We start from the raw sequence: 22,142 nt of genomic DNA, 5'->3' as shown, positions 1-22,142 counted from the left end.
TTAACGTATATTTGCAAGTTACTTGTTAAATAATGCTTTAACGCGGGCAACAACATTTTCTACAGTAAAGCCATACTCTTTCATGACTTTCTCACCAGGTGCAGATGCTCCGAAACGATCGATTCCGAGGACATCTCCTTCATCACCCGTATATTTATGCCAGCCATGAGTCGCACCCATTTCGATTGCAAGACGCTTCTTAACCGCTTTAGGGATGACACTCTCTTTATAATCTTGAGGTTGGTCTTCAAAACGGTCCCAAGAAGGCATGCTTACAACAGATGCATGAATACCTTCCTTCGTAAGTTCCTCTTTCGCAGCCACTGCGAGGGAAACTTCTGATCCTGAAGCGAGGAGCAGGATGTCTGCCGGGCCTTCTTCTGCTGGAGAGACGACATAAGCCCCTTTACGTACCCCTTCTTCACTCGTTCCATCAAGGGTTGGAACACCTTGTCTAGTCAGAACGAGAGCGGTCGGTTTAGATTCACTTTCTAACGCGATCTTCCACGCTGCCACTGTCTCTTTTCCATCTGCTGGACGGATGACACCAAGATTCGGCATTGCACGTAATGAGGAAAGCTGTTCAACCGGCTCATGGGTCGGACCATCTTCCCCTACTGCAATAGAGTCATGGGTCAATACATACGTGACAGGTAATCCCATCAATGCAGAGAGTCGCATCGCTGGACGTAGGTAGTCGGAGAATACGAAGAACGTACCACCGTAAACCTTCAATCCACCATGAAGCTGCATTCCGTTCAACGCTGCAGCCATCGCGAATTCACGTACACCGAACCAGATGTTTCGACCGCTGTAGTCATTTCTAGAGAATGTTCCTTTATCCTTCATCATCGTTTTGTTCGATCCTGCCAAATCAGCGGACCCACCAAAGAATTGAGGTACTGCATTAGCGATTGCATTCAATGCTTCACCAGAAGAAGCACGCGTTGCAAGCTTATCTTCTGTTGTGTAGTGAGGAAGCTCAGCATCCCATCCTGCAGGAAGTTCACCTTTAATCGCTTTAGACAATTGATCTGCAAGCTCCGGATAAGCTTCTTTATAGGATTCAAAAAGTTCATTCCATTGTTGTTCCTTTTGAGCCCCTTCTTCCTTCAAGACGTTAAAGTGATCACGAACTTCATTTGGTACATGGAAGTCTTCTTCGAATGTCCATTTGTAGGATTCCTTCGTCATTTTCACTTCATCGGTTCCAAGCGGAGCTCCATGAGAAGCTGATTTTCCGGATTTGTTCGGAGAACCATGTCCGATAACAGTTTTTACTTCGATAAGAGTCGGTTGATCCGTGTTCGCTTTCGCCTCAGCCAACGCTTTATCCAAAGTATCAAGATCCGTTCCATCTTCTACATAGAGGACCTGCCAGCCATATGCCTCAAATCGTTTCTGCACATCTTCAGAAAATGACATGTGAAGGTCGCCATCAAGTGAAATGTCATTAGAATCATACATAACAACCAAACGACCTAAACGTAAGTGACCAGCAAGTGAAGCTGCTTCAGAAGAAACACCTTCCATCAGATCACCATCTCCGCAAATGCTGTACGTATAATGATCAACGACATTGTAGCCTTCACGATTGTATGTAGCTGCCAAATGTCTTTCAGCCATTGCCATACCAACGGACATTGCAATTCCTTGTCCTAAAGGTCCAGTTGTCGCTTCGACACCTGGAGTGTCTCCGTATTCAGGGTGACCTGGTGTCTTGCTTCCCCATTGACGGAAGTTCTTGAGGTCATCCATAGAAACATCATAACCGAATAAATGGAGAAGACTGTATAAAAGCATGGATCCATGACCAGCTGAAAGTACAAACCGATCACGGTTAAACCAATCAGGGTTTGCCGGATTATGGTTCATATGTTTACTCCACAGCTGATATGCCATCGGGGCAGCACCCATTGGCATGCCTGGATGTCCAGAGTTCGCTTTCTCTACACTATCGATGGATAATGTACGAATTGTGTTTATTGACAATTGCTCAATAGAAGTTGACACAGCGCTCATCCTTTCTTCATTACACCCTTATTCTTTCATTCCCTACTCATGATATACTCTCCAGGTCAAATTCACAAGACTGACGGTAAATAGTCGAAAAATTCCTTATGTATCAACGATTGATACCAATAAAAAACGCCCGACCATCTGTTATGGTACAGGCGTTGATCCTTTTACTATGCAATACTCGGTAATTCAATACTGAAGTGTTCGACTGAATCATCGTAATCCATCGTCATCTCTTCAACGAACCACACTTCATGAGGTCGAACGAAGAAGCGGATGCCATCAATCTCTTGAACGTAATCATCCTTTTGTGGATATCCTTGTTCAACTCCGATACATAATCCAGATTCACTTCCGGCATATCGACAGAACAGCTGCAGAGCATCCCCATCGCTCAATCCCAATTCCTCTTTATACAACTTTACGGCTGGACTTGTTATGGAAAACATCGATTTATCCACTCCCTCTGGCTGGTGTTATATAACAGTATACCAGAGTTTAGAAAGGACGCAATACTAAAACAAGCCCGATTTGAAAATTTCTCAAATCAGGCTTGTAGAAGGGATTATTGATCCCGTTTCTTTTCATTTTTCAATTTTTCAGGTGTTACATCGTTTCCTTCCGGATCTATAATTTTCACAGATTTGAGTTGATTCTTGAAACCGCCTCTGAACGCTTTCAAGTATTCCGAACGAAGGTTTTTCTGCTCTTCTTTCTCTTTGGTAGTCAATCCCTCACCCTTTGATTTACGTGAAAGTTCGTTAATCCGATCTATTTTATGTTTCGGTAGCATATCGTTAAACTCCTTTTATCTTGTGTGCTTCTCTTAGTTTAACGTATTTGGGAATGAAATTCTAATATGGCGATTCTGACTTGTCTCTCATATATTCCTGATACCTTCTATGAACTGTGGCCTTTGAAAGATCATGACCTAATCCCTTCAATGTCGTTGCAATTTCTTGAAAGGTCAGATCCAGTTCCCTGAGTCGCACGATTTCTTCAATCGGCACATCCTTCCTTTCGCGCCCACCTTCTGTCAGATTGCTCAAATTTTGTTGCGGACGGTATCCTTCATCCACAGCTCTTTTCATTCCACGCCTGATCTTAGCATTATGTAATTTCCGCTGGTAGTCTTCCACAAGACTGACGATTTCAAGTACCATCGAATCGGCCTCTGTCAACTGGAGTTCACCATGTTCACTGATTGTATAGCATTTGACATTATATTTACTTAACGTATGAAGAATGGCGATTTTCGAACTTCCCCTGCCAATCCTCGTTTCATCCTGTACAAGGAGGACATCCACAAATCCATCCCTGGCTAAATCGAGAACCTTCAGAATTCCCTCACGATCAATATCGAAACCACTCTTCTTTTCATGTACCACTTCTACGACATTGAAGTGGAATTCTTTTGCGAGACGATATAATTCTGCTTCCTGTCTTTCTAAAGATGATGCTTGTGTTTCTTTCTCTGTACTGACTCTACAATAGATGACTGCGTTCATATATACACCTTCCTGCTATTTGGAAGCGACCTGTTTCATATCCATTTTGACTGGTATGAGGACTGTATCCCCCGGCTTCAAAGCTTCTGCCCGAACATCATTATTTCTTTCAACCCATTGGACGAACCCTTCGTTCGTATAGGTGTGGTGTTCTTTATATTTAGAGTATAACGCCCATAGGGTGTCACCTTCTTCAATTTTCACATTCATATAGTCGATGTTTTCTTCTGAATTCGCTTTCACATATGAATAACTTCCCATAATCGCAATGATGACAACCAATACGATAACAAAAGACCAACCGCCCTGTCTTCTCTTTTCCATCACAAATACCTCCGATACGAATATTTGTTCTCATTTGTTGATTTCATTGTAATAAGAACAGGCGTTCTTGTCAACCGTTTTTCTCGAACTTATGTTTGTATGTTCGCCGAACACATGGTATACTTGTTTCAACAACAGAGGAGAAATGAGGTGGACAGAATGAAATTATCACGGCGCCAACAAGACATACTCAATTACATAAAGTTTGAAGTGAAACATAAAGGATATCCCCCATCTGTCCGTGAAATCGGTGAAGCGGTCGGACTCGCTTCCAGCTCAACCGTACATGGACACTTGTCCCGTTTAGAGAAAAAAGGGCTTATCCGCCGCGATCCAACGAAACCGAGAGCAATCGAGGTCATCACAGAGGATATGGATACAACAATCCCGAAAAGCGAATCCATCAATGTACCCGTCATCGGTAAGGTAACAGCTGGTCAACCGATAACAGCCATCGAGAACATCGAAGAATATTTCCCCTTACCAGATCATATGGTCGGAGATGACAATGTATTCGCATTAGTTGTCCAAGGGGACAGTATGATTGAGGCAGGAATCTATGATGGTGACATGGTGATCGTGAAACAACAGCAATCCGCCAACAATGGAGATATTGTCGTTGCGATGACTGAAGATGACGAAGCAACCGTTAAGCGCTTCTTCAAAGAGAAGGATTATATTCGATTACAGCCAGAAAATGCTTCATTGGAACCGATCATCCTGAAGCACGTTTCCATCTTAGGTAAAGTAATCGGTGTCTACCGGACCATTCACTGATAGCAGATGTAAGACGAAAGCTTATCGAGCGATCGGTGAGCTTTTTTAATTGCAAAGGTTTTATTAAGGGAATGCAGAGAAATGAGAACAATCGAGGAATTACCTGGGGAGGATAAAATGCTAAGATACATCGGTTTAACAGTACTCGTCTTATCTATTGAAATCGGATTTCTCTATGTGCTGTCATTATACTTTGCTGCTGATTTTATGAGCACGTTGTTCATCGGGGCATCCTTATTCATTGTCATTGCTTTCATCTTAAGCTCCGACGGAGATCTGTTCACCAAATTCGCTTCTCGTCGGACCGAACAATCCAAGGGTTCTTATAAAGCGAGACGAGAAAAGTTGTCCTTGCATTTCGGACCATTACTCACCGGGTCCATCCTATGTCTTGCTACCTATTTTGTTATGTATTACGGTATATAGGAATTTAAAAAAAGCACCTGGATCCGATTATCCAGGTGCTTTTTTATCTGGCATTAATTAACCCATAATACACAAGATCTTCAAATCGACCTTCCTTTTTAACATGGTCAATTAATATACCTTCTTCTTTCATACCTACTTTCTGCATCACTCTTCCGGAAGCAGGATTGGACTTGAAGAAACGAGCGAATACTTTATGATAGTCCTTTTCGTGAAAAGCAAAATGTATCATCGCTTTTGAGGCCTCTGTAGCGAAGCCTCTTCCCCAAAATTCTTCCCCGATCCAATAAGCGATTTCACCATTATGAAAGGTTTGGTTGTTCGTCAACGCGACTGCACCGAATAATTCACCTGTACTTTTATCTGTAATCGCAAATTCATACGATCGATCAGCATTAAATTGATCCTTATGCCGTGCAATCCAAGAAAGCGCATCCTCTTTAGCGTACGGATACGGTAAGTACAATGTATTTTTATAAATATTATAATTATTGCAAAGCCTTGTAACCGCATCGGCATCAGAAGTGTTGAACATTCGTAGAACAAGTCTCTCCGTCGTTATCGTCTTCTTATGTTTATCATAGATCACCAAAATCTCCCCTTATTCAAACTTCGTATTTTATGAGGTATGGAATGAAGAATGAAATGAATATGCTGCCCAACACCACTAAAAGTAACCTGATTTCAAATGAAAAGCTGGCAAAGGCAAAACCTAAAATGAACATGGAGATGGTGAAAATTACGGCCATCAAGACTCTTGATCGGGATTTCAGATGATTTTCACTTTCACAATTCACACATGTTATTGGTTTGTACCTCCCCCAGATGTTCCTGAATATCGTTGTCCATTTGAATGAACTTCCACAGTAATCGCAATTTGGTAAACTCATGATTCCTCCAGAAATCTATAAAATATTAACATCTAACACTTACAGAAGATTATAACATCAATCATTGACACGTAATTACGCCATTCTCCAAAATGATAAATATCTCATCACATAATTTCATTTTATTTCCATATGTATCTATCAATTTTTCAACCAATAGATGATAATAGGTAGGAGAAACTAGAAAATAGTAAAGAATGGAGAGCGGTCGAGTTGAAAAAGGGGCGAATTCCAAAGTATTTGTTTTATATTCTTATAGCTGGTTTATTGTTTTGGCTGAATCCAGAGGAACTTTATCATACCCTATCCAAAAAAGACAGCGAAATTAGGAGCATCCTTTCCGATCCAACAATGAAATCTGAGATCATCAACGACAATAGCCCTATCAAAAAAATCTATTTATCAGAAGGAAAAACCTATCATATATCAACCGGGAAGGATGAATATATCGTAAAAGTCAGAACCAAAAATCATAGATCCTATTTCGATATCTATAAACTTGATCACTCTTTTACTCATTACAAAAATTAGGATGCCTAAGGGTTATAGCGTGAATTAGATCATTGAAAAGTGGTAATATAATCACAGGGTAGGAATTGAAAGTTACCGCCGTTCTTACATAATCGTTTTTGTTTTTAGAAAGGAGTCTTTTTGTGGATTCGATTTGGCTGGAATATGGTTGGACATTATTGATTTTAATTGGTTTAGAAGGATTATTATCTGCGGATAACGCTCTTGTACTTGCTGTTATTGCCAAGCATTTACCAGATGATGAAAAGGAAAAAGCGATCCGATATGGCATAATTATGGCGTTCGCCTTCCGGTTTTTAGCTCTTTTCGCCATTTCTTTCATTGCAAATGTATGGCAAATCCAAGCAATTGGGGCTGCATATCTTCTTTACTTAGGACTTAAGCACGTCATAAAGGCTCGATTTGGGAAGAAAAATGAAAACATCCATAAAGAAGAGGAAGAAGAAGCTGCCGGGAAAGGCTTCTGGCCGACAGTAGGAAAGATCGCCGTAGCAGATTTGGCTTTTGCGATCGATTCTATACTTGCTGCTGTTGCCCTAGCACTTGGCCTTCCAGATTCCCCTCTTAGAGATTTTGGCGGTATGGATGGTGGACAATTCATCGTCGTAGTACTGGGTGGGATTGCAGGACTTGTCCTGATCAAATATGCGGCAACGTGGTTCGTGCAACTTCTTGAAAAGCGCCCTGCTTTAGAAACAACAGCCTATGCGATTGTGGCATGGGTCGGAGTCAAGCTCGCTGTCATTACACTTGCGCATAAAGATATTGGGGTTCTGGACCATCATTTCCCTCATAGTACAGCTTGGACACTTATATTCTACGGAGTTCTGGTAGGGATCGCCTTACTTGGATGGTTTGCACCTTCGAACAAATCTTTTCAGGAAAACCATAGTGAATCATAATGAAGGATAATCTAAAGGAGTACCCTCTGAACATTGGGTGCTCCTTACTCATTTTCAAATATCGATTTCTGCTCTTCTGGAACAATCACAACATTCTGTATTTCAAATTTTTTGTTTGGCGTTAAGTTCAGTAGAACCATTTCACCGTTATCAAATTTCAGCAATTGATAAGTTTTATAGCTTGTCCCACCACTCATTAATCCATTAACCTTAATTAAGAGATCCTCAGTAATATGCTGATTTCGTCCTTCAGCAATAAGACGATCAACAGACCCATAATTTTCGGTTCTGACTGCTTCTTTAAATGAGAGGCCGACTTCGACAGGACCCTCTTTCTTAACATCATTCAAGAAAACGATACCGAACACAAGATTTAAACAAACGGATAAAACAATAACAATGCTTTTAAGGTTCATCAATACTCTCCCTGATTTAATTTAATGGACTCGGTTTAATAAGACATTTGCATACCTAACTTATTATACAAAAAGTGGCACATCCCTTCTAAAATCCTTCTGAAACGAAGTAAACCACCTCTATTCGAGGCGGTTTACTAAACGTTTATATTTATGGAAGTAATACGATTTTTCCCAGCTTCCCTGAATTTTTGAAATAACTTTGTGCTTCCCTGGCTTGTTCCAACGGGAATGTACGATCAATAACCGGTTTAATTTTGCCTTCTGAAATCGCGTTGAGCATCTTCTTGAAATCTTCTCTTGTTCCTAAGACGGAACCATATAAAGTGATGTGTTTTAAATACATGGTTCTAAAATCAAGCTCCGTTTTTTGACCACCTGCAGATCCAGACGTACAAAATTTCCCGCCTTTCTTCAATACTTGCAGTGAGGTTGAAAAAAGCGCATCGCCAACCACATCTAAAACAGAGTCAATTGGACCCCCGTTCACTGCCAATATTTCCTCACTAAGATTGTCAGATTTATAAGACAGGACATGGGTGGCCCCTAGTTCCTTCATTTTATCTGCTAAGGCTAAATCCCCTACGATCGCAATCACATTTGCACCGAATACTTTTGAAGCGATTTGGATGTTCAATGAACCTACCCCACCATTCGCACCGGTCACCATTACCGTTTCTCCTGGTTTAGCCTGAATTTGTTCAACCATATGCCATGCAGTCATCCCACTGACAGAGAAAACCGCACTGTCGATATAGTCAGTTAGAGGCATTTCATAACAGAGGTCTGCTGGCCAAACAACATATTCAGCATATCCTCCATCGTACTCAGATCCAATGAAAGACATGTCATCTGAAATATGTTCTTCCCCTGCCTTACCACTTGATGTAAATGGGAATAGAACGACATCCTCCCCTAACTTACTTTCATCAACTTCACTTCCTATTTTCACGACCCGACCGGTAATATCCGAACCAGGCACCCTTGGAAACTGCACACCCTCTGGTCTCCAGCCTGATTTCGTTCCTGTCCCATAGGCTCCTTCCCTCATCCAGATTTCAGTGTTATTAATCGCACAAGCCTTAATCTCAATGAGGACTTCATTGCTTTTCGGCTCAGGTATCGGTTTTTCAACGATTTCTAATTTATCAAGATCTCCATATCCCGTTACTTGAACAGCTCTCATGACAAATACGCACCTTTCATTCTTACGTTTATAAATTCATCAATGGTTAGTTTACACAATACATGGCCGTTCATCCAAATCTAATGCACAGAGGAAGTGGAACTCATAAGCCCGTTTACACAAACCACATACTCTTCCAAATGAAAAAAGGCCAATTCTTGTTAAGGAATTGGCTTTTCTCTAAAGTTTCATACATGCAATCAGACATAAACACTTGCACATGTACCAGCTGCCGGTTCATAAAAACAATGGTTTTTGTATTGACCAGCAAAAGGTTGACCAAACCAAGTGGAAGGACAAGGACCATAGGGGTTAAAATACCAGAGCGAATATTTCGCCGGGTGTTCTCTCCAATAATCCAAATTCTTTTTTGCTAATCTTTTCTCAGCAGACCTCGCTCTGTTATAAAAAACATTACCCTTTTGAACAGCTTCAAAAGAGTAGTTCCCTCCTTGCACTTGATAAATGACTTGTGGAATCGTCCTTACCTCTGTAAAATCCAAACAATCCGCATTAGCACGATTGACGATTATATTCCCAACATACAGCATACCTTGTTTACCTTCGCCTTCAGCTTCCGCTCTCATCATCCTTGCCATTAAGGCTACATCCGAATTTGTGTATTTTATTCTCGGCATTTTTTTCACCTCAGATGTATTGTATGAAAAGAGCCTAATCAACTTTCATTCTTTAGGTGGAAGTAATGATATTTTTTGTCTAAGAACCTCTTAATCATTCAAACCTTTACCATCAAGGATTTGCTGGACATATTTATCAACCCTTGCCTCTCGGGTTTTGGATTGTTTGGCTTTGGAAATATAGAGGATGTATGCTCTTTGCCGTCCTGGGGTCAATCCTTCAAAAGCTTCTTTCAAGGCAGGGAGTTCAACGAATTTGTTCTGAAGTTCTTCAGGAATTGGGTATTCGGCTTTCTTTTCTACTTTCAAACCAGCTTTTTCAATTTCAATCGCTTCAGATATATACGCTTTCAAAATCGGTTCCATATCAATGATTTCTTTCGCTTCAGTGAACCGGATCTGCCTGGCAGCCTGTACATTCTCTGTCTGTTGGACCAGAATCTGTTCGGGATCCTGCAACAAGGCCCCCTTGTGGAAAAGAAGTGCACAATAATCTTTAAACCCATGTATCAAGACGATATTTTTATCCTCGAATGTGTAACAGGGATGCATCCACTTGAAATCTTCTGTCAGCTCACAGTCCAGCACGATTCTTCTCAACTGCTCAAACTCTTCCTTCCACTTTGTCGATTTCCTAAGGAATCCATCAACCTTTCGATTCATATGCGCTTTTGTCATCAACAAACCTCCGCTTCTTTTTTCAATCAGCTGACAGTCTATGATGTGCGTTTTTTCATTAAGATCCTTTATGTACCTATACCTGTTTCGTAAGTATATCTTACGATTATCCTCTAAGCTGGTTTTTAAAATATAAGACGGTTTCTAGTTCATCTTCACGGTCTTTGAAAATTTTCATGGCTTTACCAACTGCAATACCAAACTCGACATAGGCATTCCCTTCAGCAGTAATAAGATTTTCACAAACGGTTACGTCTGCTTCACTCTTGAATCTTTCATCAAAATAATGAAGATATTCAATTCCACCAATGGATGTCGAGTATTTTCTTTCGCGTAATATTCCTGCTGCCGCAAGGAACGTTGGAGCCCCACAGATTGCAGCAATATACTTTCCTTGTTCATCAAATTTACGAATGAAATCCAAAAGACGCTCATCTTTATCAAGTGGTGCAGGATCTCCTCCAGGTATGATCAAAATGTCGTAACCTGATGGATCACACGCCTCAATCGTAAGATCAGGTTTTATCTTAAACTTACCTTGATGAGTGACTTCATCCGTTAAAGCGACCGTATCAATATCGATGTCAGACACACTTAACATGTACGACAATGGACTGATTTCCCAATCTACATAGCCTTCATACAGAAAAAACAATGCTTTCAAATGTTCATCTCCTTTGTATTTTCACTCTTATCCTCAATCCATCAGTTTCTTATTAATAAAAAGATATACAGCAGTAAGTAACAGCAACATACTTACCAGTAGCACCGTTCCTTCATTTGCATAATCCAAAATACTATTCATAATGACAATCAAACCGAGCGGAAGAAAGAATCCAGATCCGGTAATCCTGCCTAATAAAGACTTGTTTTTAATGTGTTTCTCATTAAATCCAGCAAGCAACCAGGTTTGTTTCTTTACACCGACCAAATATGAAACCACCAGAAGAAGAATTCCGATGATGAGTAATCCATAATCCATACTAAACTCTCCTTTCGTTGATAAGAATCCTCCTATTCATCTACGTATCAACGTTCGGAAAGTTCCCAACTATTCCCATTATCGATTTTTTTCTTATTTTATTTAACTACAATGGTTTCCTCGTAATGGGTTAAAAATCATCTGCATCATTGCGCACTCGCTTTTAAATGAAAACCATCCTTATAGGTTGTGACTGCGACCTTCTTTCCGTCCTTTTCAAAAATCCCTTTCGAGCCTAGCCGTTCTACTTCCTCCCACCCGAACAATTTAACGTGTTGTACGTACAATCTGTTCAGTCCTTTAAATCGATAGGAGACTCCTTTATCATCGTGTTTTTCTTCAATCTGAGAAATGATCGGGACCGGGAACTGATGGACAGAAGATTCTTTAAGGGTCCCAAACACAGTAAGAACACCAACCAGCATCACTAATCCAGTTACCACCAACGATTTTCTAACGTTCATTCGCCACCTCTATATCTACACATAATCTTTTACTTATTAAACAGAAATGGGTATTATCCTTCTTCTTAAAAAGAAAAACCCCCAGCACAGATTGTGCTGGAGGTTTTGGGCTATTTATTAATAGAGTTGAATGTATTGTTCGCGCTCCCAAGGGTGAACTTGTGTACGGAACATATCCCATTCGATTTCTTTCAGTTCAATGAAGTGTTCTGTCGCATGTTCACCAAGTGCAGAAGTCATAACTTCATTACGACGGAAAATTTCAAGTGCATCCTTCAATGTAGCTGGCAGATCACTGATACCTGCTTGTTCACGCTCAGCTTTATCCATTGCATAGATGTTGCGGTCAATTGGTTTCGGCGCTTCCATCTTGTTCTTGATTCCATCAAGACCTGCAGCAAGCATAGCCGCCATTGCGAGATATGGGTTCGCAGCTGGATCGACGCTTCGAACCTCAATACGTGTACTTACGCCACGTGATGCTGGAATACGGACAAGCGGACTACGGTTACGCATTGACCAAGCGACGTAACAAGGTGCTTCGTACCCAGGTACAAGACGCTTATAGGAGTTTACAGTCGGGTTGGTAATTGCAGTGAACGCCTCAGCATGTTTCACGACCCCTGCAAGGAATTGCATTGCTGTTTCGCTCAATTGCGTTTCGGAATTCTCATCGAAAAATGCATTCTCTTTCCCTTTGAAGAGAGACATGTTTGCGTGCATTCCAGAGCCATTTACACCGAACAATGGCTTAGGCATGAATGTTGCATGCAGGCCGTGTTTACGTGCAATCGTTTTGACCACAAGCTTGAACGTTTGGATGTTATCACAAGTTGTGACAGCATCAGCATATTTGAAATCAATTTCGTGTTGTCCAGGAGCAACCTCATGGTGAGAAGCTTCAATTTCAAAGCCCATGTCCTCAAGCTCCAACACGATGTCACGGCGGCAATTTTCACCAAGATCCGTCGGTGCAAGGTCGAAATAACCACCTTTGTCGTTCAATTCAAGTGTTGGTTCACCTTTTTCATCATTCTTGAACAAGAAGAATTCCGGTTCAGGACCGATGTTGAAATCTGTGAAGCCGAGCTCTTCCATTTCCTTGAGAATACGCTTCAAATTCGCACGAGGATCACCCTCGAATGGTGTACCATCAGGATTATAAATGTCGCAAATCAAGCGTGCTACTTTCCCTTTTTCAGATGTCCAAGGGAAGACGACGAACGTGTCAAGATCCGGATAGAGGTACATATCGGATTCTTCAATACGTACAAATCCTTCGATAGAAGATCCATCAAACATCATCTTGTTGTCAAGCGCCTTTTCAAGCTGACTCGTCGGAATTTCAACGTTTTTGATCGTTCCTAGTAAATCAGTGAACTGCAAACGGATGAATCGTACATTTTCTTCTTTTACCATTTTAAAGATTTGGTCTTTTGAATACTTCGAACCCATGAATTGTTGCCTCCCTAAATTATTTGAATAAATCATGACTACCTATGTTCAACTTTGCCTCAATTGAAAAAACGTGATAGTTCACCTTGTATGAGTGAAGTTTTACCGAAGCGTCCAGCCTGATAGAGTTCTTTTTTGAGATATTTGTGGATTTCGCCTTCGGTTGGTTCTGTCTTGTATACAGGGTCTTTCCCATGCATACCTTTTTCTTTCATTTCAAAAACTTCACGAATACCTGCAAGGTTAACGCCACGTTCAAGAAGAGACTTGATTTCAAGCAATCGATCGACATCATTGAACGAAAACAGTCGCCGGTTTCCTTCAGATCGAGCAGGCATAATCAACCCATGCTCTTCGTAATACCGGATCTGTCGTGCTGTCAATTCTGTCAGTTGCTTTACAATCCCTATGGGAAATAGAGGCATATTTCTTCTTATGTGATCTCCCATATCTGTCCCTCCTCTCTTGATTACCAACATTATATGCTAATGTTAGCTTTTGTGTCAAACATATGTAAGAAAACCTAACATCATTTTTTGACCAAAAGAAAAAGAGAGTGGATTCAGACACTCTCTTTAGTTAATACCCTATAAATTCAGTTTTAAACCGCTCTTTGCCAGTTCTTTCACCGCTTCTTTTACAGCGATTTTCACATGCGCATACGTGAGCCCGCCTTGAACATAAGCCTCATAAGGTGTACGGATCGGACCATCAGCAGACAATTCGATGCTTGATCCTTGCACGAATGTACCTGCAGCCATGATGACATCATCCTCATACCCTGGCATGTAGCTGGGATGAGGTACGACATGCGCATTGACTGGGGAGGCTTTTTGGATCGATTGACAGAATCGCACCATATAATCAGAATCATGGAATTTGACCGATTGGACGAGATCAGTCCGTTGTGCATCCCATTTTGGTGTTGTTTCAAATCCGAGATCCTCCAATAAAGCAGCCGTGAACACTGCTCCTTTAAGAGATTGGCTGACAACATGAGGAGCCAGGAAAAAGCCTTGATACATGTCCAATAACGTATCTAGGGATGCCCCTGCTTCTTTACCTAATCCTGGAGAAGTCAATCGAAATGCACAAAGCTCAACAAGGTCTTCCCGTCCAGCGATGTATCCACCGATCTTGGCTAGACCTCCACCAGGATTTTTGATCAGGGATCCTGCAATCAAATCTGCACCTACTTGGGTGGGCTCTTCGATTTCGACAAACTCACCGTAACAATTATCTACGAATACGATGACATCCGGTTTAATCTCTTTTACAAAAATGATCGCTTCTTTTATTTGTTCGATGGTAAACGATGGGCGATCGGAGTAGCCTTTAGACCGTTGGATCCCGATCATTTTCGTACGCTCATGGATGTTGCGGCTGATCGCTTCAAAATCCATCTGTCCTTCTTGAGTAAGATCGACCGCCTGGTAGGTAATGTCATACTCTTTCAAGGAACCTCGTCCATCGCCACGAATGCCGACGATTTCTTCCAGTGTATCGTATGGCTTGCCTGTAATGTACAGCAGCTCATCCTTAGGTCTCAACACCCCTGATAAGGCAATGGAAATCGCATGGGTACCCGAAATGATATGCGGCCTGACAATGGCAGAATCAGCTCCAAACACCTCCGCATAGACATTTTCTAATACATCTCGTCCTGTATCATCGTAACCATAACCGGTCGACGGGGTGAAATGAAAATCACTCACCTTATTGTTTCTAAAAGCAGTAAGGACTTTTTCTTGATTGACGAGTTCGATCCGTTCAATTCTCTCATGAATCGGTCTTATCTTTCCCTCAATACTTTTTGATCGTTCTGCTAAAATGTTCTCGATGTTATCCTGTTCAAATGCTTTCATTCGTCGTCTGTATCTCCCTGCATAATCAATGGTCTAATTCGATCATAAATCGGTAACGTCGGGTGTGCATACCCTTTGCACCGATAAACGTGGTCTTCCTCCATCCAATGTCGTTCCTCAAGGATGGTGAGCCGTTGCAGCTCACTCAACAATTTACCCTGCTCTGGGGAAACGAGAATGTGATAAGGGACCATGGAGGATTTGACCATCTCTTCGATTGTATTCAACATTTTCTTATTATCACCCGTCCGTAGAGCCGAGACGGATAATGTTTGATAGTCTGTCAATGCTTCATGCTGCAGGTCATTCTTATTGAACACCGTCAGCATCGGGATCTTATCAGCGCCAAGCTCTTTCAAAAGCTTGTTCACCGTCTCTTGATGCTTGTCCCTGTTCGGATCTGCCACATCCACCATATGGACGATCAAATCAGCTTCGGTCACTTCCTCCAATGTCGAACGGAATGCCGCAACCAGTCCTGTCGGCAGATCCTGAATAAAACCGACTGTATCCGTCAGGAGGGTCAACATACCGCTCGGCAATTTCATCTTCCGTGTCATGGGATCCAATGTGGCAAACAATTGGTCCTCCTGATATGCGTCCGAATCCGTCAAGACGTTGAACCAGGTCGACTTTCCAGCGTTCGTATAACCGACAAGAGCGATTTGGAAAGCCTGGTTCGACTTTCTTCGTTCACGGTATCGTTGACGATGGGAGGCTACCGTTTTCAACTGATTCTTTATATCCGTAATACGGTTCCGGATATGTCTTCTGTCGGTTTCGAGCTTCGTTTCCCCGGGTCCTCTCGTCCCGATACCGCCACCGAGCCTCGAGAGCTGTGCTCCTTGTCCAGAAAGACGAGGCAAAAGATATTCAAGTTGTGCAAGCTCGACTTGAAGCTTACCTTCCCTCGATTTTGCCCGCTGTGCAAAAATATCGAGTATCAACTGCGTACGGTCAATCACCTTCACTTCTAACGCCTCTGCCAAATTGCGCATTTGACTCGGCGTCAATTCGTGGTTCACGATGACAAGATCGATTTCGATTTCCTCGATCAAAGCTCTTATTTCCTCGACCTTCCCTTTACCAATCAACGTGGCCGGATGGATGCGTTCCCGTTTTTGGGTCACCTCCATGACCGGAGTACCCTGGGCGGTTTTGGTTAGTGCAGCAAGCTCTTTCATTGAAGATTCAAATAGGGTGTCACTCTTGTTTGATAACTGACACCCTACCAATAATGTTCTTTCGTTTTGCGTTTCCGTCAATCTATTCCCCTGCCTTTATCGGGTAAGGCTTTCTCCTTACCCTATCATGTGACATTTCCGTCTTTATACATGCCTACATCTTATCAAATTCAGGGGCTTTCTGCTAGATGCAAGTCTCGCTCCGTAATCATGATCAAATAATCCCGATCGACTTTTCCTTCCTTCAATAAACGCATCGATTGTTTACGCATCGATTTTTCCAAAAGGTTTCGGATATACCGTCCATTTGAAAACGTACTGCCCTCTTTCGAGCGGATGTATTGAAGGTGAGACCGTAATTTCCGTTCTGCATCGATCGATAATTTATATTCTCGTTCCTTAATCATCCGTTTCGCAATTTCCATCAGTTGTTCAACAGAATAATCCGGAAACTTTACGACAACCGGAAATCTTGAAGGCAAACCTGGGTTCAAGGTAAGGAAATGATCCATCTCATTGGAATAGCCCGCTAAGATCAGGATGAAATCGTTTTGTTGATCCTCCATCGCTTTGACAAGTGTATCGATCGCTTCCTTCCCGAAATCCTTCTCACCGCCACGGGCTAAGGAATAGGCCTCATCGACGAAAAGGATCCCACCAAGCGCTTTTTTCACCAGGTCTCTCGTCTTTTGTGCGGTATGTCCGATATATTCACCAACAAGATCCGCTCGTTCTGCTTCAATCAAGTGTCCTTTCGATAACACGTTCATTTCATGGAACAGCTTCCCGATCATCCTCGCTACCGTCGTCTTACCGGTTCCTGGATTCCCCTTGAACATCATATGGAGCACTTGTTTGCCTGTTTTCAGGTTCTGGGTTTCACGACATTTGTTTATATATAACCACGCATAAATTTCATTAATCAGCTCTTTCAATTCGTCCATACCGACGAGTGATTCCAGTTCTTTTTGAATCTTCTTAAGTGGTGCATGCTTCTCACGGTCTTGGGAATCGGTCAGCCAATCGTTTTTCGAAATAGATGAAGGAGAGCCAGAATTTAGAACAACGTTGATTTGGCTTTTCGCGTTTCGGCTGATCGCTTGTTGCATGGACCTTCACCTCACTTTATGATTCTTGTGTATTATACGCCCAGTGGTTAAATGTGTGACAAATGCCTATATAAAAAAGAAGGGGCAAAATTCGCCCCTTCAAATGAAAACATCATGTTCCATATGTTCGTCTTGCAAAATCGACGAAACGGAATTTATCCAATCTGTGTCTGGATTCCGTATATTGAAAAATACTCGCATCTTCGAGATAAACATAGTTTTTCACCTGGACGACGTGAGTATGTTCGCCAAGATCCAAAAGCTGTTCATCCTCTGTTGTTGTTTCTTCAACGGTGATTTCTTTCTTCGCAAAGCTGATCGTTAAGCCGAGTTGTTGTTCGATGTATTCGTATATCGAATTTTCACAGATCGTTTTCGTGAGACTCGGAATGGCCTTCTGAAGAAAATAATCCTTATCCAGGATGACCTTTTCTCCATCGATCTCTCTTGTGCGAATCACTTTCCATACTTTTTCATCTGGCTTGGCCTGTAGCTTCTGTCTTAAATCTTCATCCATTTCATCTAAGCTCAGCTCTTTCACTTCCGTCTTTACCTGTTTACCGAGCTTACGAGCAACCTCCTTGAAGCTTACGAGGCCAGAAACCGGGAAGTTCAGCTTATCAATGTCGAGAACTATGGAACCTTTTCCTTTGATTTTCTGGATAAAACCATTTTGCGCCAAAAGGTTCAGTGCTTTCCGCATCGTTTCCCTCGAAGCCCCATAATGTTCAGCTAACTCGTTCTCTGAAGGTAACTTTTGATCGGGAAGGTACGTCTTATTACGGATTTTTTCTCTCAAGTCGTTATAAATCGGCAGAAATTTATTTGTCTTCAATTTTATCACCATTCATAGTCTAGCATGATGGACGCAGGTAATAAACGATGGATTCATATGGTCTTAACTGGATCCGATCGAATCGCTGATTGGAATCCGAGTAATTTGAAATCAGAATTTCAGATTCATAATTGGTCAAACTAACATTCTCAGGAAGATGAAATTCCGTTTCTTCCTTATAAAAATTATTGATGACCAGTAATTGTTCTTCCCCATTATCACGAAGGTACGCAAATATTCTCGGATGATCGGGCAGTAGTAATTCATACGACCCGTTCGTAATGACATCGTATTCTTTCCGAAGGTCTATCAGTTTCTTGTAATGGTAAAAGACTGAATCTTTATTTTGCATGACCCTTTCCGCATTGATTTCACGGTAGTTTTGAGCCACATCGATCCATGGTGTACCAGTTGTGAAACCAGCATGAGGTTGATCATCCCACTGCATCGGTGTTCTTGAATTATCGCGGGATTTTTGTTTCAGGATCTCAATGATTTCTTCTTCTGTTCTACCTTGTTCTTTCATCATTTTATAGGCATTCAATGATTCAACGTCCCTATATGATGAGATATCCTCAAAGTTAGGGTTTGTCATCCCAAGCTCTTCACCCTGGTAAATATAAGGTGTACCTTGCATCATATGAATCGTTGTCGCTAGCATTTTGGCAGATGTTTCACGAAATTCCCCTTCATCCCCGAATCGGGAGACGATGCGTGGCTGGTCATGGTTGCACCAAAATAGTGCATTCCATCCGTTTCCTTCATGCATCTGAACCTGCCAGGTTGAGAGGATTTCTTTTAACTTAATGAAATCAAAGTCAGCCTTTGTCCATTTTTCACCGTTTGGATAGTCCACCTTCAGATGATGAAAGTTGAAGGTCATGTTCAACTCTTGATTTTCCGGATTCGTATAACGGATGCAGTCCTCGATCGTTGTTGACGACATTTCCCCGACAGTCATCACATCATAATCTGATAGGACCTTCCGATTCATTTCATGCAGGAATTCGTGTACACGAGGACCATCTGTATAATACTTGCGCCCGTCACCAGGAGGTACTGTTCCGTCATCATCAAGGAAACGCTGATCCTTCGAGATAAGATTGATGACATCGAGGCGGAAGCCATCTATGCCCTTTTTGAACCAATAATGCATCATCTCGTAAACGTCTTCCCGTAACTCAGGATTTTCCCAATTAAGATCAGCCTGAGTCACATCGAAAAGGTGTAAATAATACTCTCCAGATTTTTTGTCATATTCCCACGCTGGACCTCCAAATTTGGATTGCCAATTGTTCGGAGGCACGCCTTCTTGCCCTTCCTTCCAGATGTAGTACGAGCGGTACTTGCTATCGGGATCTGATAAAGCTTTCTGGAACCATTCATGTTCCGTGGAGGTATGATTGACAACTAGATCCATGATGACCTTGATGCCACGTTCATGTGCTTCCTCCAGCAGCTGCTCAAAATCTTCCATACTTCCATATTCCTCATGGATTTTATAATAGTTCCTTATATCATATCCGTTGTCTTTTTGAGGGGAATCATATACAGGGGTCAACCAAATGACATCGACACCTAACGTTTTCAAATAGTCCAATTTGTTGATGATACCCCTTAAATCACCAACACCGTTTCCTGTCGTATCGTTAAAGCTTTTTGGATAGATTTGATAGACGACAGCGTTTTTCCACCAAGCTGTAGACATAACGACATCCTTTCTACTCTTTGCTAAGAATCTTTTCTTTCAAACAGTTGAAAGGGAGGATCGATGTACACATCGATCTTCCCTCTAATTGTTCCGGATTATTGTTTTTTCACTTTGCCGTATCCAAACGTCAGAATGTATGGCAGAATCAAGACGATTGCCATGCCGATGAAGAATACGCCCCATGAACCAGGCTGGATGGAAAGGAAGCCAGGGATTCCGCCGACACCGATCGAAGTGGCTTTCACTTTGTTGATCGTAAGGATCAATCCAGCAATGGCAGAACTGATCATCGCCGCAATGAATGGATATTTGAAGCGGATGTTAACCCCGAACATCGCCGGCTCTGTAATTCCGAGATACGCAGAGACTGCCGAAGTGAAGGAAAGACCCTTCAATTTCTCGTCTTTCGTCAACGCCATCATCGCTAACGCTGCAGATCCTTGGGCAATGTTTGATAATGCGAGCATCGGCCATAGGAACGTTCCTCCTGTACTAGTGATCAGTTGGATATCAACTGCAAGGAACGTATGGTGCATACCTGTGATGACTAGTAATGAATAAAATCCTCCGTAGATAAGTCCACCTAATGCTGCGAAATGATCAAACAGATTCACAAATCCGTCAGTAATCGCATTACCGATCATGAAGGTAACCGGTCCAATTGCCGTAAAAGCGAGAAAGCCTGTTAATAATAATGTGACTGGAGCAACAATCAGCAATTTGAACGCATCTGGTACTTTGCGGTTCAAATATTTCTCGATGGCAGCCAAGACGTAGGCAGCAACGAGAACGGGCAGTACCTGACCTTGATAACCGACCTTTTCAATGGTTAGACCAAATAGGTTCCATACTGGAATATTACCTTCTTCCAATGCCTTTCCGTAATCCCAAGCATTTAAAAGTCCAGGATGGACGAGCATCAACCCGAGTACAATACCTAGCAATGGGCTACCACCAAATCGTTTGACCGCGGACCAACCAATCAGTGCTGGCAGAAAGACGAACGCCGTATTGGCAATCATGTTGATGATATCAGCAAAGTCTTTCCATTGCGCATGAACGTCGACGACAGACTGTTCATCATAGAAGATGCCCGGTCCTGTCAGGATATTGTTCAATCCCATTAAGAGACCCGCAGTTACGATCGCAGGCAGGATCGGGATGAAGATATCAGCAAGGACTTTTACGGCCTTCTGCAAAGGATTCAAATTTTGCGAAGCAGCACTTTTCACTTCCTCTTTCGATGCCTCTCCGATTCCGGCTATTTCAACCATCTTCTTATATACTTCATCCACTGTACCTTGTCCGATGACAACCTGAAATTGGCCATTCGTCGAAAATGAACCTCTAACAATATCAATGTCATTCAGTTTTTCTTTATCCACCTTATCTTCGTCATTCAACACAAGACGAAGCCGTGTCACACAGTGAGTAGCTGTATGGATATTCTCTTTTCCCCCAAGAGCTTCAATAATTTCTGAAACAGTTTCACGATTAACGCTCATGATGTTCTCCTCCTCTTCAGTGAAAACGATTTCAATAAAATGCTAAAAAAACGCTTTCAAAAATAACTTGTATATACATGATGGTTTTAATTTTATACTTGTATATACAAGTTGTCAACAGAAAAAATGACCCTGTTGATTCAATCAGGGTCATTTCTTTATATCAGGAAGCTGGTGGCGGTCGAGATATTCCTTGGATGGATTCGATTTCCGGATTCTCAGATCTTCATTCGGCTTGATTTCACTGATCATCACACCTAAACCATTGTAGATATCGATATTTTCCGTAATTTTTCGTGAGGTGATCGCCTTACCCCATTCATCCAAAGTCTTCAGGTGTTCTTCATTCGTCGTCACTAACGCGTTCGCTCCATGACTATGGCCGCTTAAACGTTCATAGACCGCTTTGACCGTTTGTTTTTCCTCTGCACCTTCTTTTAAATCAGTTCCGACGACGATGTAGATACCACTGACAATCGCTCTCGCATTCTTGACGCCCTCTACCTGTTCAGCCAATTGTACAAGCTCCTGTGCATTCGCCGTTTCAGCAGAAGTCCGTTTCACAATCGGTGTATCTTCCAAGCCATTCTTATTCGTCTGGAAATTCTGCTGCGTCGGATCAGAATAATATTCCTGACCCTCTTCAGCATCGATGAAATTACATGCTGCTAGCAGCTGCAGAACGAAAAGGACGGCGACAATTTTCTTTAGCATCCAACCCACCTCGGACTTTTTTC

At 42.0% G+C, this 22,142-nt stretch carries 26 protein-coding genes; 3 read left to right on the top strand and 23 right to left on the bottom strand.

Annotation, left to right across the window (positions count from 1 at the left end; genetic code table 11):
• Window positions 1–18: 18 nt before the first annotated feature.
• The 5 genes from tkt to V1497_RS08845 all read right to left on the bottom strand — a co-directional run bounded on the left by tkt (window position 19) and on the right by V1497_RS08845 (window position 3,851).
• On the bottom strand, window positions 19–2,022 hold the full coding sequence (gene tkt / locus V1497_RS08865; protein ID WP_414703615.1) for a transketolase: 2,004 nt from the start codon (window positions 2,020–2,022) through the stop codon (window positions 19–21).
• Window positions 2,023–2,189: 167 nt separating this feature from the next.
• Window positions 2,190–2,468 (bottom strand): hypothetical protein, encoded by a 279-nt coding sequence (locus tag V1497_RS08860; RefSeq protein ID WP_349410610.1) that lies wholly within the window; start codon window positions 2,466–2,468, stop codon window positions 2,190–2,192.
• 116 nt (window positions 2,469–2,584) lie between these two features.
• The gene (locus tag V1497_RS08855; protein WP_349410609.1) at window positions 2,585–2,812 is read right to left on the bottom strand and encodes a DUF896 domain-containing protein; all 228 of its coding nucleotides are present in this window, start codon (window positions 2,810–2,812) and stop codon (window positions 2,585–2,587) included.
• A 61-nt stretch (window positions 2,813–2,873) separates the two neighbouring features.
• On the bottom strand, window positions 2,874–3,527 hold the full coding sequence (locus tag V1497_RS08850; RefSeq protein ID WP_349410608.1) for a recombinase family protein: 654 nt from the start codon (window positions 3,525–3,527) through the stop codon (window positions 2,874–2,876).
• Between the two features lie 15 nt (window positions 3,528–3,542).
• Complete coding sequence (locus tag V1497_RS08845) at window positions 3,543–3,851, bottom strand: cell division protein (protein WP_349410607.1); 309 nt, start codon at window positions 3,849–3,851, stop codon at window positions 3,543–3,545.
• Between the two features lie 159 nt (window positions 3,852–4,010).
• On the opposite strand from V1497_RS08845, the gene lexA reads away from it, so the two are divergent.
• The gene (lexA, locus tag V1497_RS08840; protein ID WP_349410606.1) at window positions 4,011–4,628 is read left to right on the top strand and encodes a transcriptional repressor LexA; all 618 of its coding nucleotides are present in this window, start codon (window positions 4,011–4,013) and stop codon (window positions 4,626–4,628) included.
• 81 nt (window positions 4,629–4,709) lie between these two features.
• Window positions 4,710–5,054 carry a hypothetical protein gene (locus V1497_RS08835; protein WP_349410605.1) on the top strand — a complete coding sequence of 115 codons (345 nt, stop codon included), beginning with the start codon at window positions 4,710–4,712 and terminating at the stop codon, window positions 5,052–5,054.
• Window positions 5,055–5,097: 43 nt separating this feature from the next.
• On the opposite strand, the gene V1497_RS08830 is transcribed toward V1497_RS08835, so the two are convergent.
• Together V1497_RS08830 and V1497_RS18690 are read right to left on the bottom strand one after the other, a co-directional pair.
• Complete coding sequence (locus V1497_RS08830) at window positions 5,098–5,643, bottom strand: GNAT family N-acetyltransferase (RefSeq protein WP_349410604.1); 546 nt, start codon at window positions 5,641–5,643, stop codon at window positions 5,098–5,100.
• A 16-nt stretch (window positions 5,644–5,659) separates the two neighbouring features.
• Window positions 5,660–5,944, bottom strand: a complete 285-nt coding sequence (locus tag V1497_RS18690) for a TIGR04104 family putative zinc finger protein (RefSeq protein ID WP_414703614.1) — start codon at window positions 5,942–5,944, stop codon at window positions 5,660–5,662.
• A gap of 653 nt (window positions 5,945–6,597) precedes the next feature.
• On the opposite strand from V1497_RS18690, the gene V1497_RS08820 reads away from it, so the two are divergent.
• On the top strand, window positions 6,598–7,377 hold the full coding sequence (locus tag V1497_RS08820; RefSeq protein WP_349410602.1) for a TerC family protein: 780 nt from the start codon (window positions 6,598–6,600) through the stop codon (window positions 7,375–7,377).
• A gap of 44 nt (window positions 7,378–7,421) precedes the next feature.
• On the opposite strand, the gene V1497_RS08815 is transcribed toward V1497_RS08820, so the two are convergent.
• From V1497_RS08815 to V1497_RS08740, 16 genes are all read right to left on the bottom strand, one after another.
• Window positions 7,422–7,793 carry a hypothetical protein gene (locus V1497_RS08815; RefSeq protein ID WP_349410601.1) on the bottom strand — a complete coding sequence of 124 codons (372 nt, stop codon included), beginning with the start codon at window positions 7,791–7,793 and terminating at the stop codon, window positions 7,422–7,424.
• Between the two features lie 151 nt (window positions 7,794–7,944).
• The gene (locus V1497_RS08810) at window positions 7,945–8,979 is read right to left on the bottom strand and encodes a zinc-binding dehydrogenase (RefSeq protein ID WP_349410600.1); all 1,035 of its coding nucleotides are present in this window, start codon (window positions 8,977–8,979) and stop codon (window positions 7,945–7,947) included.
• Between the two features lie 200 nt (window positions 8,980–9,179).
• Entirely contained in the window at window positions 9,180–9,617 is a 438-nt protein-coding gene (locus tag V1497_RS08805; RefSeq protein ID WP_349410599.1) for a cell wall hydrolase, read from the bottom strand.
• Between the two features lie 90 nt (window positions 9,618–9,707).
• A complete protein-coding gene (locus V1497_RS08800; RefSeq protein WP_349410598.1) occupies window positions 9,708–10,295 on the bottom strand; it encodes a YdeI family protein in 588 nt (195 codons plus the stop codon).
• 106 nt (window positions 10,296–10,401) lie between these two features.
• Entirely contained in the window at window positions 10,402–10,959 is a 558-nt protein-coding gene (locus tag V1497_RS08795; protein ID WP_349410597.1) for a DJ-1/PfpI family protein, read from the bottom strand.
• A 33-nt stretch (window positions 10,960–10,992) separates the two neighbouring features.
• A complete protein-coding gene (locus V1497_RS08790) occupies window positions 10,993–11,277 on the bottom strand; it encodes a DUF3784 domain-containing protein (RefSeq protein WP_349410596.1) in 285 nt (94 codons plus the stop codon).
• Window positions 11,278–11,423: 146 nt separating this feature from the next.
• Window positions 11,424–11,741: a hypothetical protein gene (locus V1497_RS08785; RefSeq protein WP_349410595.1), complete on the bottom strand. Its 318-nt coding sequence runs from the start codon at window positions 11,739–11,741 to the stop codon at window positions 11,424–11,426.
• 117 nt (window positions 11,742–11,858) lie between these two features.
• Entirely contained in the window at window positions 11,859–13,196 is a 1,338-nt protein-coding gene (glnA, locus tag V1497_RS08780; RefSeq protein WP_349410594.1) for a type I glutamate--ammonia ligase, read from the bottom strand.
• A 59-nt stretch (window positions 13,197–13,255) separates the two neighbouring features.
• Window positions 13,256–13,645, bottom strand: coding sequence for a MerR family transcriptional regulator (locus tag V1497_RS08775; RefSeq protein WP_349410593.1), 390 nt, complete (start codon window positions 13,643–13,645; stop codon window positions 13,256–13,258).
• Window positions 13,646–13,783: 138 nt separating this feature from the next.
• Complete coding sequence (locus V1497_RS08770) at window positions 13,784–15,061, bottom strand: methionine gamma-lyase family protein (RefSeq protein WP_349410592.1); 1,278 nt, start codon at window positions 15,059–15,061, stop codon at window positions 13,784–13,786.
• On the bottom strand, window positions 15,058–16,326 hold the full coding sequence (gene hflX / locus V1497_RS08765; RefSeq protein WP_349410591.1) for a GTPase HflX: 1,269 nt from the start codon (window positions 16,324–16,326) through the stop codon (window positions 15,058–15,060). The genes V1497_RS08770 and hflX overlap by 4 nt, the downstream gene beginning before the upstream one ends.
• A gap of 89 nt (window positions 16,327–16,415) precedes the next feature.
• Entirely contained in the window at window positions 16,416–17,354 is a 939-nt protein-coding gene (gene spoVK / locus V1497_RS08760; RefSeq protein ID WP_349410590.1) for a stage V sporulation protein K, read from the bottom strand.
• Window positions 17,355–17,466: 112 nt separating this feature from the next.
• The gene (gene treR / locus V1497_RS08755; protein WP_349410589.1) at window positions 17,467–18,189 is read right to left on the bottom strand and encodes a trehalose operon repressor; all 723 of its coding nucleotides are present in this window, start codon (window positions 18,187–18,189) and stop codon (window positions 17,467–17,469) included.
• Between the two features lie 19 nt (window positions 18,190–18,208).
• Complete coding sequence (gene treC / locus V1497_RS08750) at window positions 18,209–19,897, bottom strand: alpha,alpha-phosphotrehalase (protein WP_349410588.1); 1,689 nt, start codon at window positions 19,895–19,897, stop codon at window positions 18,209–18,211.
• A 98-nt stretch (window positions 19,898–19,995) separates the two neighbouring features.
• Window positions 19,996–21,405, bottom strand: a complete 1,410-nt coding sequence (gene treP / locus V1497_RS08745; protein WP_349410587.1) for a PTS system trehalose-specific EIIBC component — start codon at window positions 21,403–21,405, stop codon at window positions 19,996–19,998.
• A 150-nt stretch (window positions 21,406–21,555) separates the two neighbouring features.
• Window positions 21,556–22,119, bottom strand: a complete 564-nt coding sequence (locus V1497_RS08740) for a YhcN/YlaJ family sporulation lipoprotein (protein ID WP_349410586.1) — start codon at window positions 22,117–22,119, stop codon at window positions 21,556–21,558.
• Window positions 22,120–22,142: the final 23 nt, after the last annotated feature.

Source organism: Pseudalkalibacillus sp. SCS-8 (assembly GCF_040126055.1).
GTDB classification, from domain to species: Bacteria; Bacillota; Bacilli; order Bacillales; family Fictibacillaceae; genus Pseudalkalibacillus; species Pseudalkalibacillus nanhaiensis.
This window is presented reverse-complemented; position numbering and strand designations above follow the sequence as displayed.

Excerpts from the sequence above, each read along its gene's own strand:
- V1497_RS08810 (WP_349410600.1), bottom strand. The coding sequence starts at position 8,979 with ATGAGAGCTGTTCAAGTAACGGGATATGGAGATCTTGATAAATTAGAA.
- treC (WP_349410588.1), bottom strand. The coding sequence starts at position 19,897 with ATGTCTACAGCTTGGTGGAAAAACGCTGTCGTCTATCAAATCTATCCA.
- V1497_RS08835 (WP_349410605.1), top strand. The coding sequence starts at position 4,710 with ATGAGAACAATCGAGGAATTACCTGGGGAGGATAAAATGCTAAGATAC.
- V1497_RS08805 (WP_349410599.1), bottom strand. The coding sequence starts at position 9,617 with ATGCCGAGAATAAAATACACAAATTCGGATGTAGCCTTAATGGCAAGG.
- tkt (WP_414703615.1), bottom strand. The coding sequence starts at position 2,022 with ATGAGCGCTGTGTCAACTTCTATTGAGCAATTGTCAATAAACACAATT.
- V1497_RS08740 (WP_349410586.1), bottom strand. The coding sequence starts at position 22,119 with ATGCTAAAGAAAATTGTCGCCGTCCTTTTCGTTCTGCAGCTGCTAGCA.
- V1497_RS08850 (WP_349410608.1), bottom strand. The coding sequence starts at position 3,527 with ATGAACGCAGTCATCTATTGTAGAGTCAGTACAGAGAAAGAAACACAA.
- V1497_RS08770 (WP_349410592.1), bottom strand. The coding sequence starts at position 15,061 with ATGAAAGCATTTGAACAGGATAACATCGAGAACATTTTAGCAGAACGA.
- V1497_RS08785 (WP_349410595.1), bottom strand. The coding sequence starts at position 11,741 with ATGAACGTTAGAAAATCGTTGGTGGTAACTGGATTAGTGATGCTGGTT.
- spoVK (WP_349410590.1), bottom strand. The coding sequence starts at position 17,354 with ATGCAACAAGCGATCAGCCGAAACGCGAAAAGCCAAATCAACGTTGTT.
- V1497_RS18690 (WP_414703614.1), bottom strand. The coding sequence starts at position 5,944 with ATGAGTTTACCAAATTGCGATTACTGTGGAAGTTCATTCAAATGGACA.
- V1497_RS08790 (WP_349410596.1), bottom strand. The coding sequence starts at position 11,277 with ATGGATTATGGATTACTCATCATCGGAATTCTTCTTCTGGTGGTTTCA.
- V1497_RS08815 (WP_349410601.1), bottom strand. The coding sequence starts at position 7,793 with ATGAACCTTAAAAGCATTGTTATTGTTTTATCCGTTTGTTTAAATCTT.
- V1497_RS08855 (WP_349410609.1), bottom strand. The coding sequence starts at position 2,812 with ATGCTACCGAAACATAAAATAGATCGGATTAACGAACTTTCACGTAAA.
- V1497_RS08800 (WP_349410598.1), bottom strand. The coding sequence starts at position 10,295 with ATGACAAAAGCGCATATGAATCGAAAGGTTGATGGATTCCTTAGGAAA.
- V1497_RS08845 (WP_349410607.1), bottom strand. The coding sequence starts at position 3,851 with ATGGAAAAGAGAAGACAGGGCGGTTGGTCTTTTGTTATCGTATTGGTT.
- V1497_RS08775 (WP_349410593.1), bottom strand. The coding sequence starts at position 13,645 with ATGGGAGATCACATAAGAAGAAATATGCCTCTATTTCCCATAGGGATT.
- treP (WP_349410587.1), bottom strand. The coding sequence starts at position 21,405 with ATGAGCGTTAATCGTGAAACTGTTTCAGAAATTATTGAAGCTCTTGGG.
- V1497_RS08860 (WP_349410610.1), bottom strand. The coding sequence starts at position 2,468 with ATGTTTTCCATAACAAGTCCAGCCGTAAAGTTGTATAAAGAGGAATTG.
- glnA (WP_349410594.1), bottom strand. The coding sequence starts at position 13,196 with ATGGGTTCGAAGTATTCAAAAGACCAAATCTTTAAAATGGTAAAAGAA.
- lexA (WP_349410606.1), top strand. The coding sequence starts at position 4,011 with ATGAAATTATCACGGCGCCAACAAGACATACTCAATTACATAAAGTTT.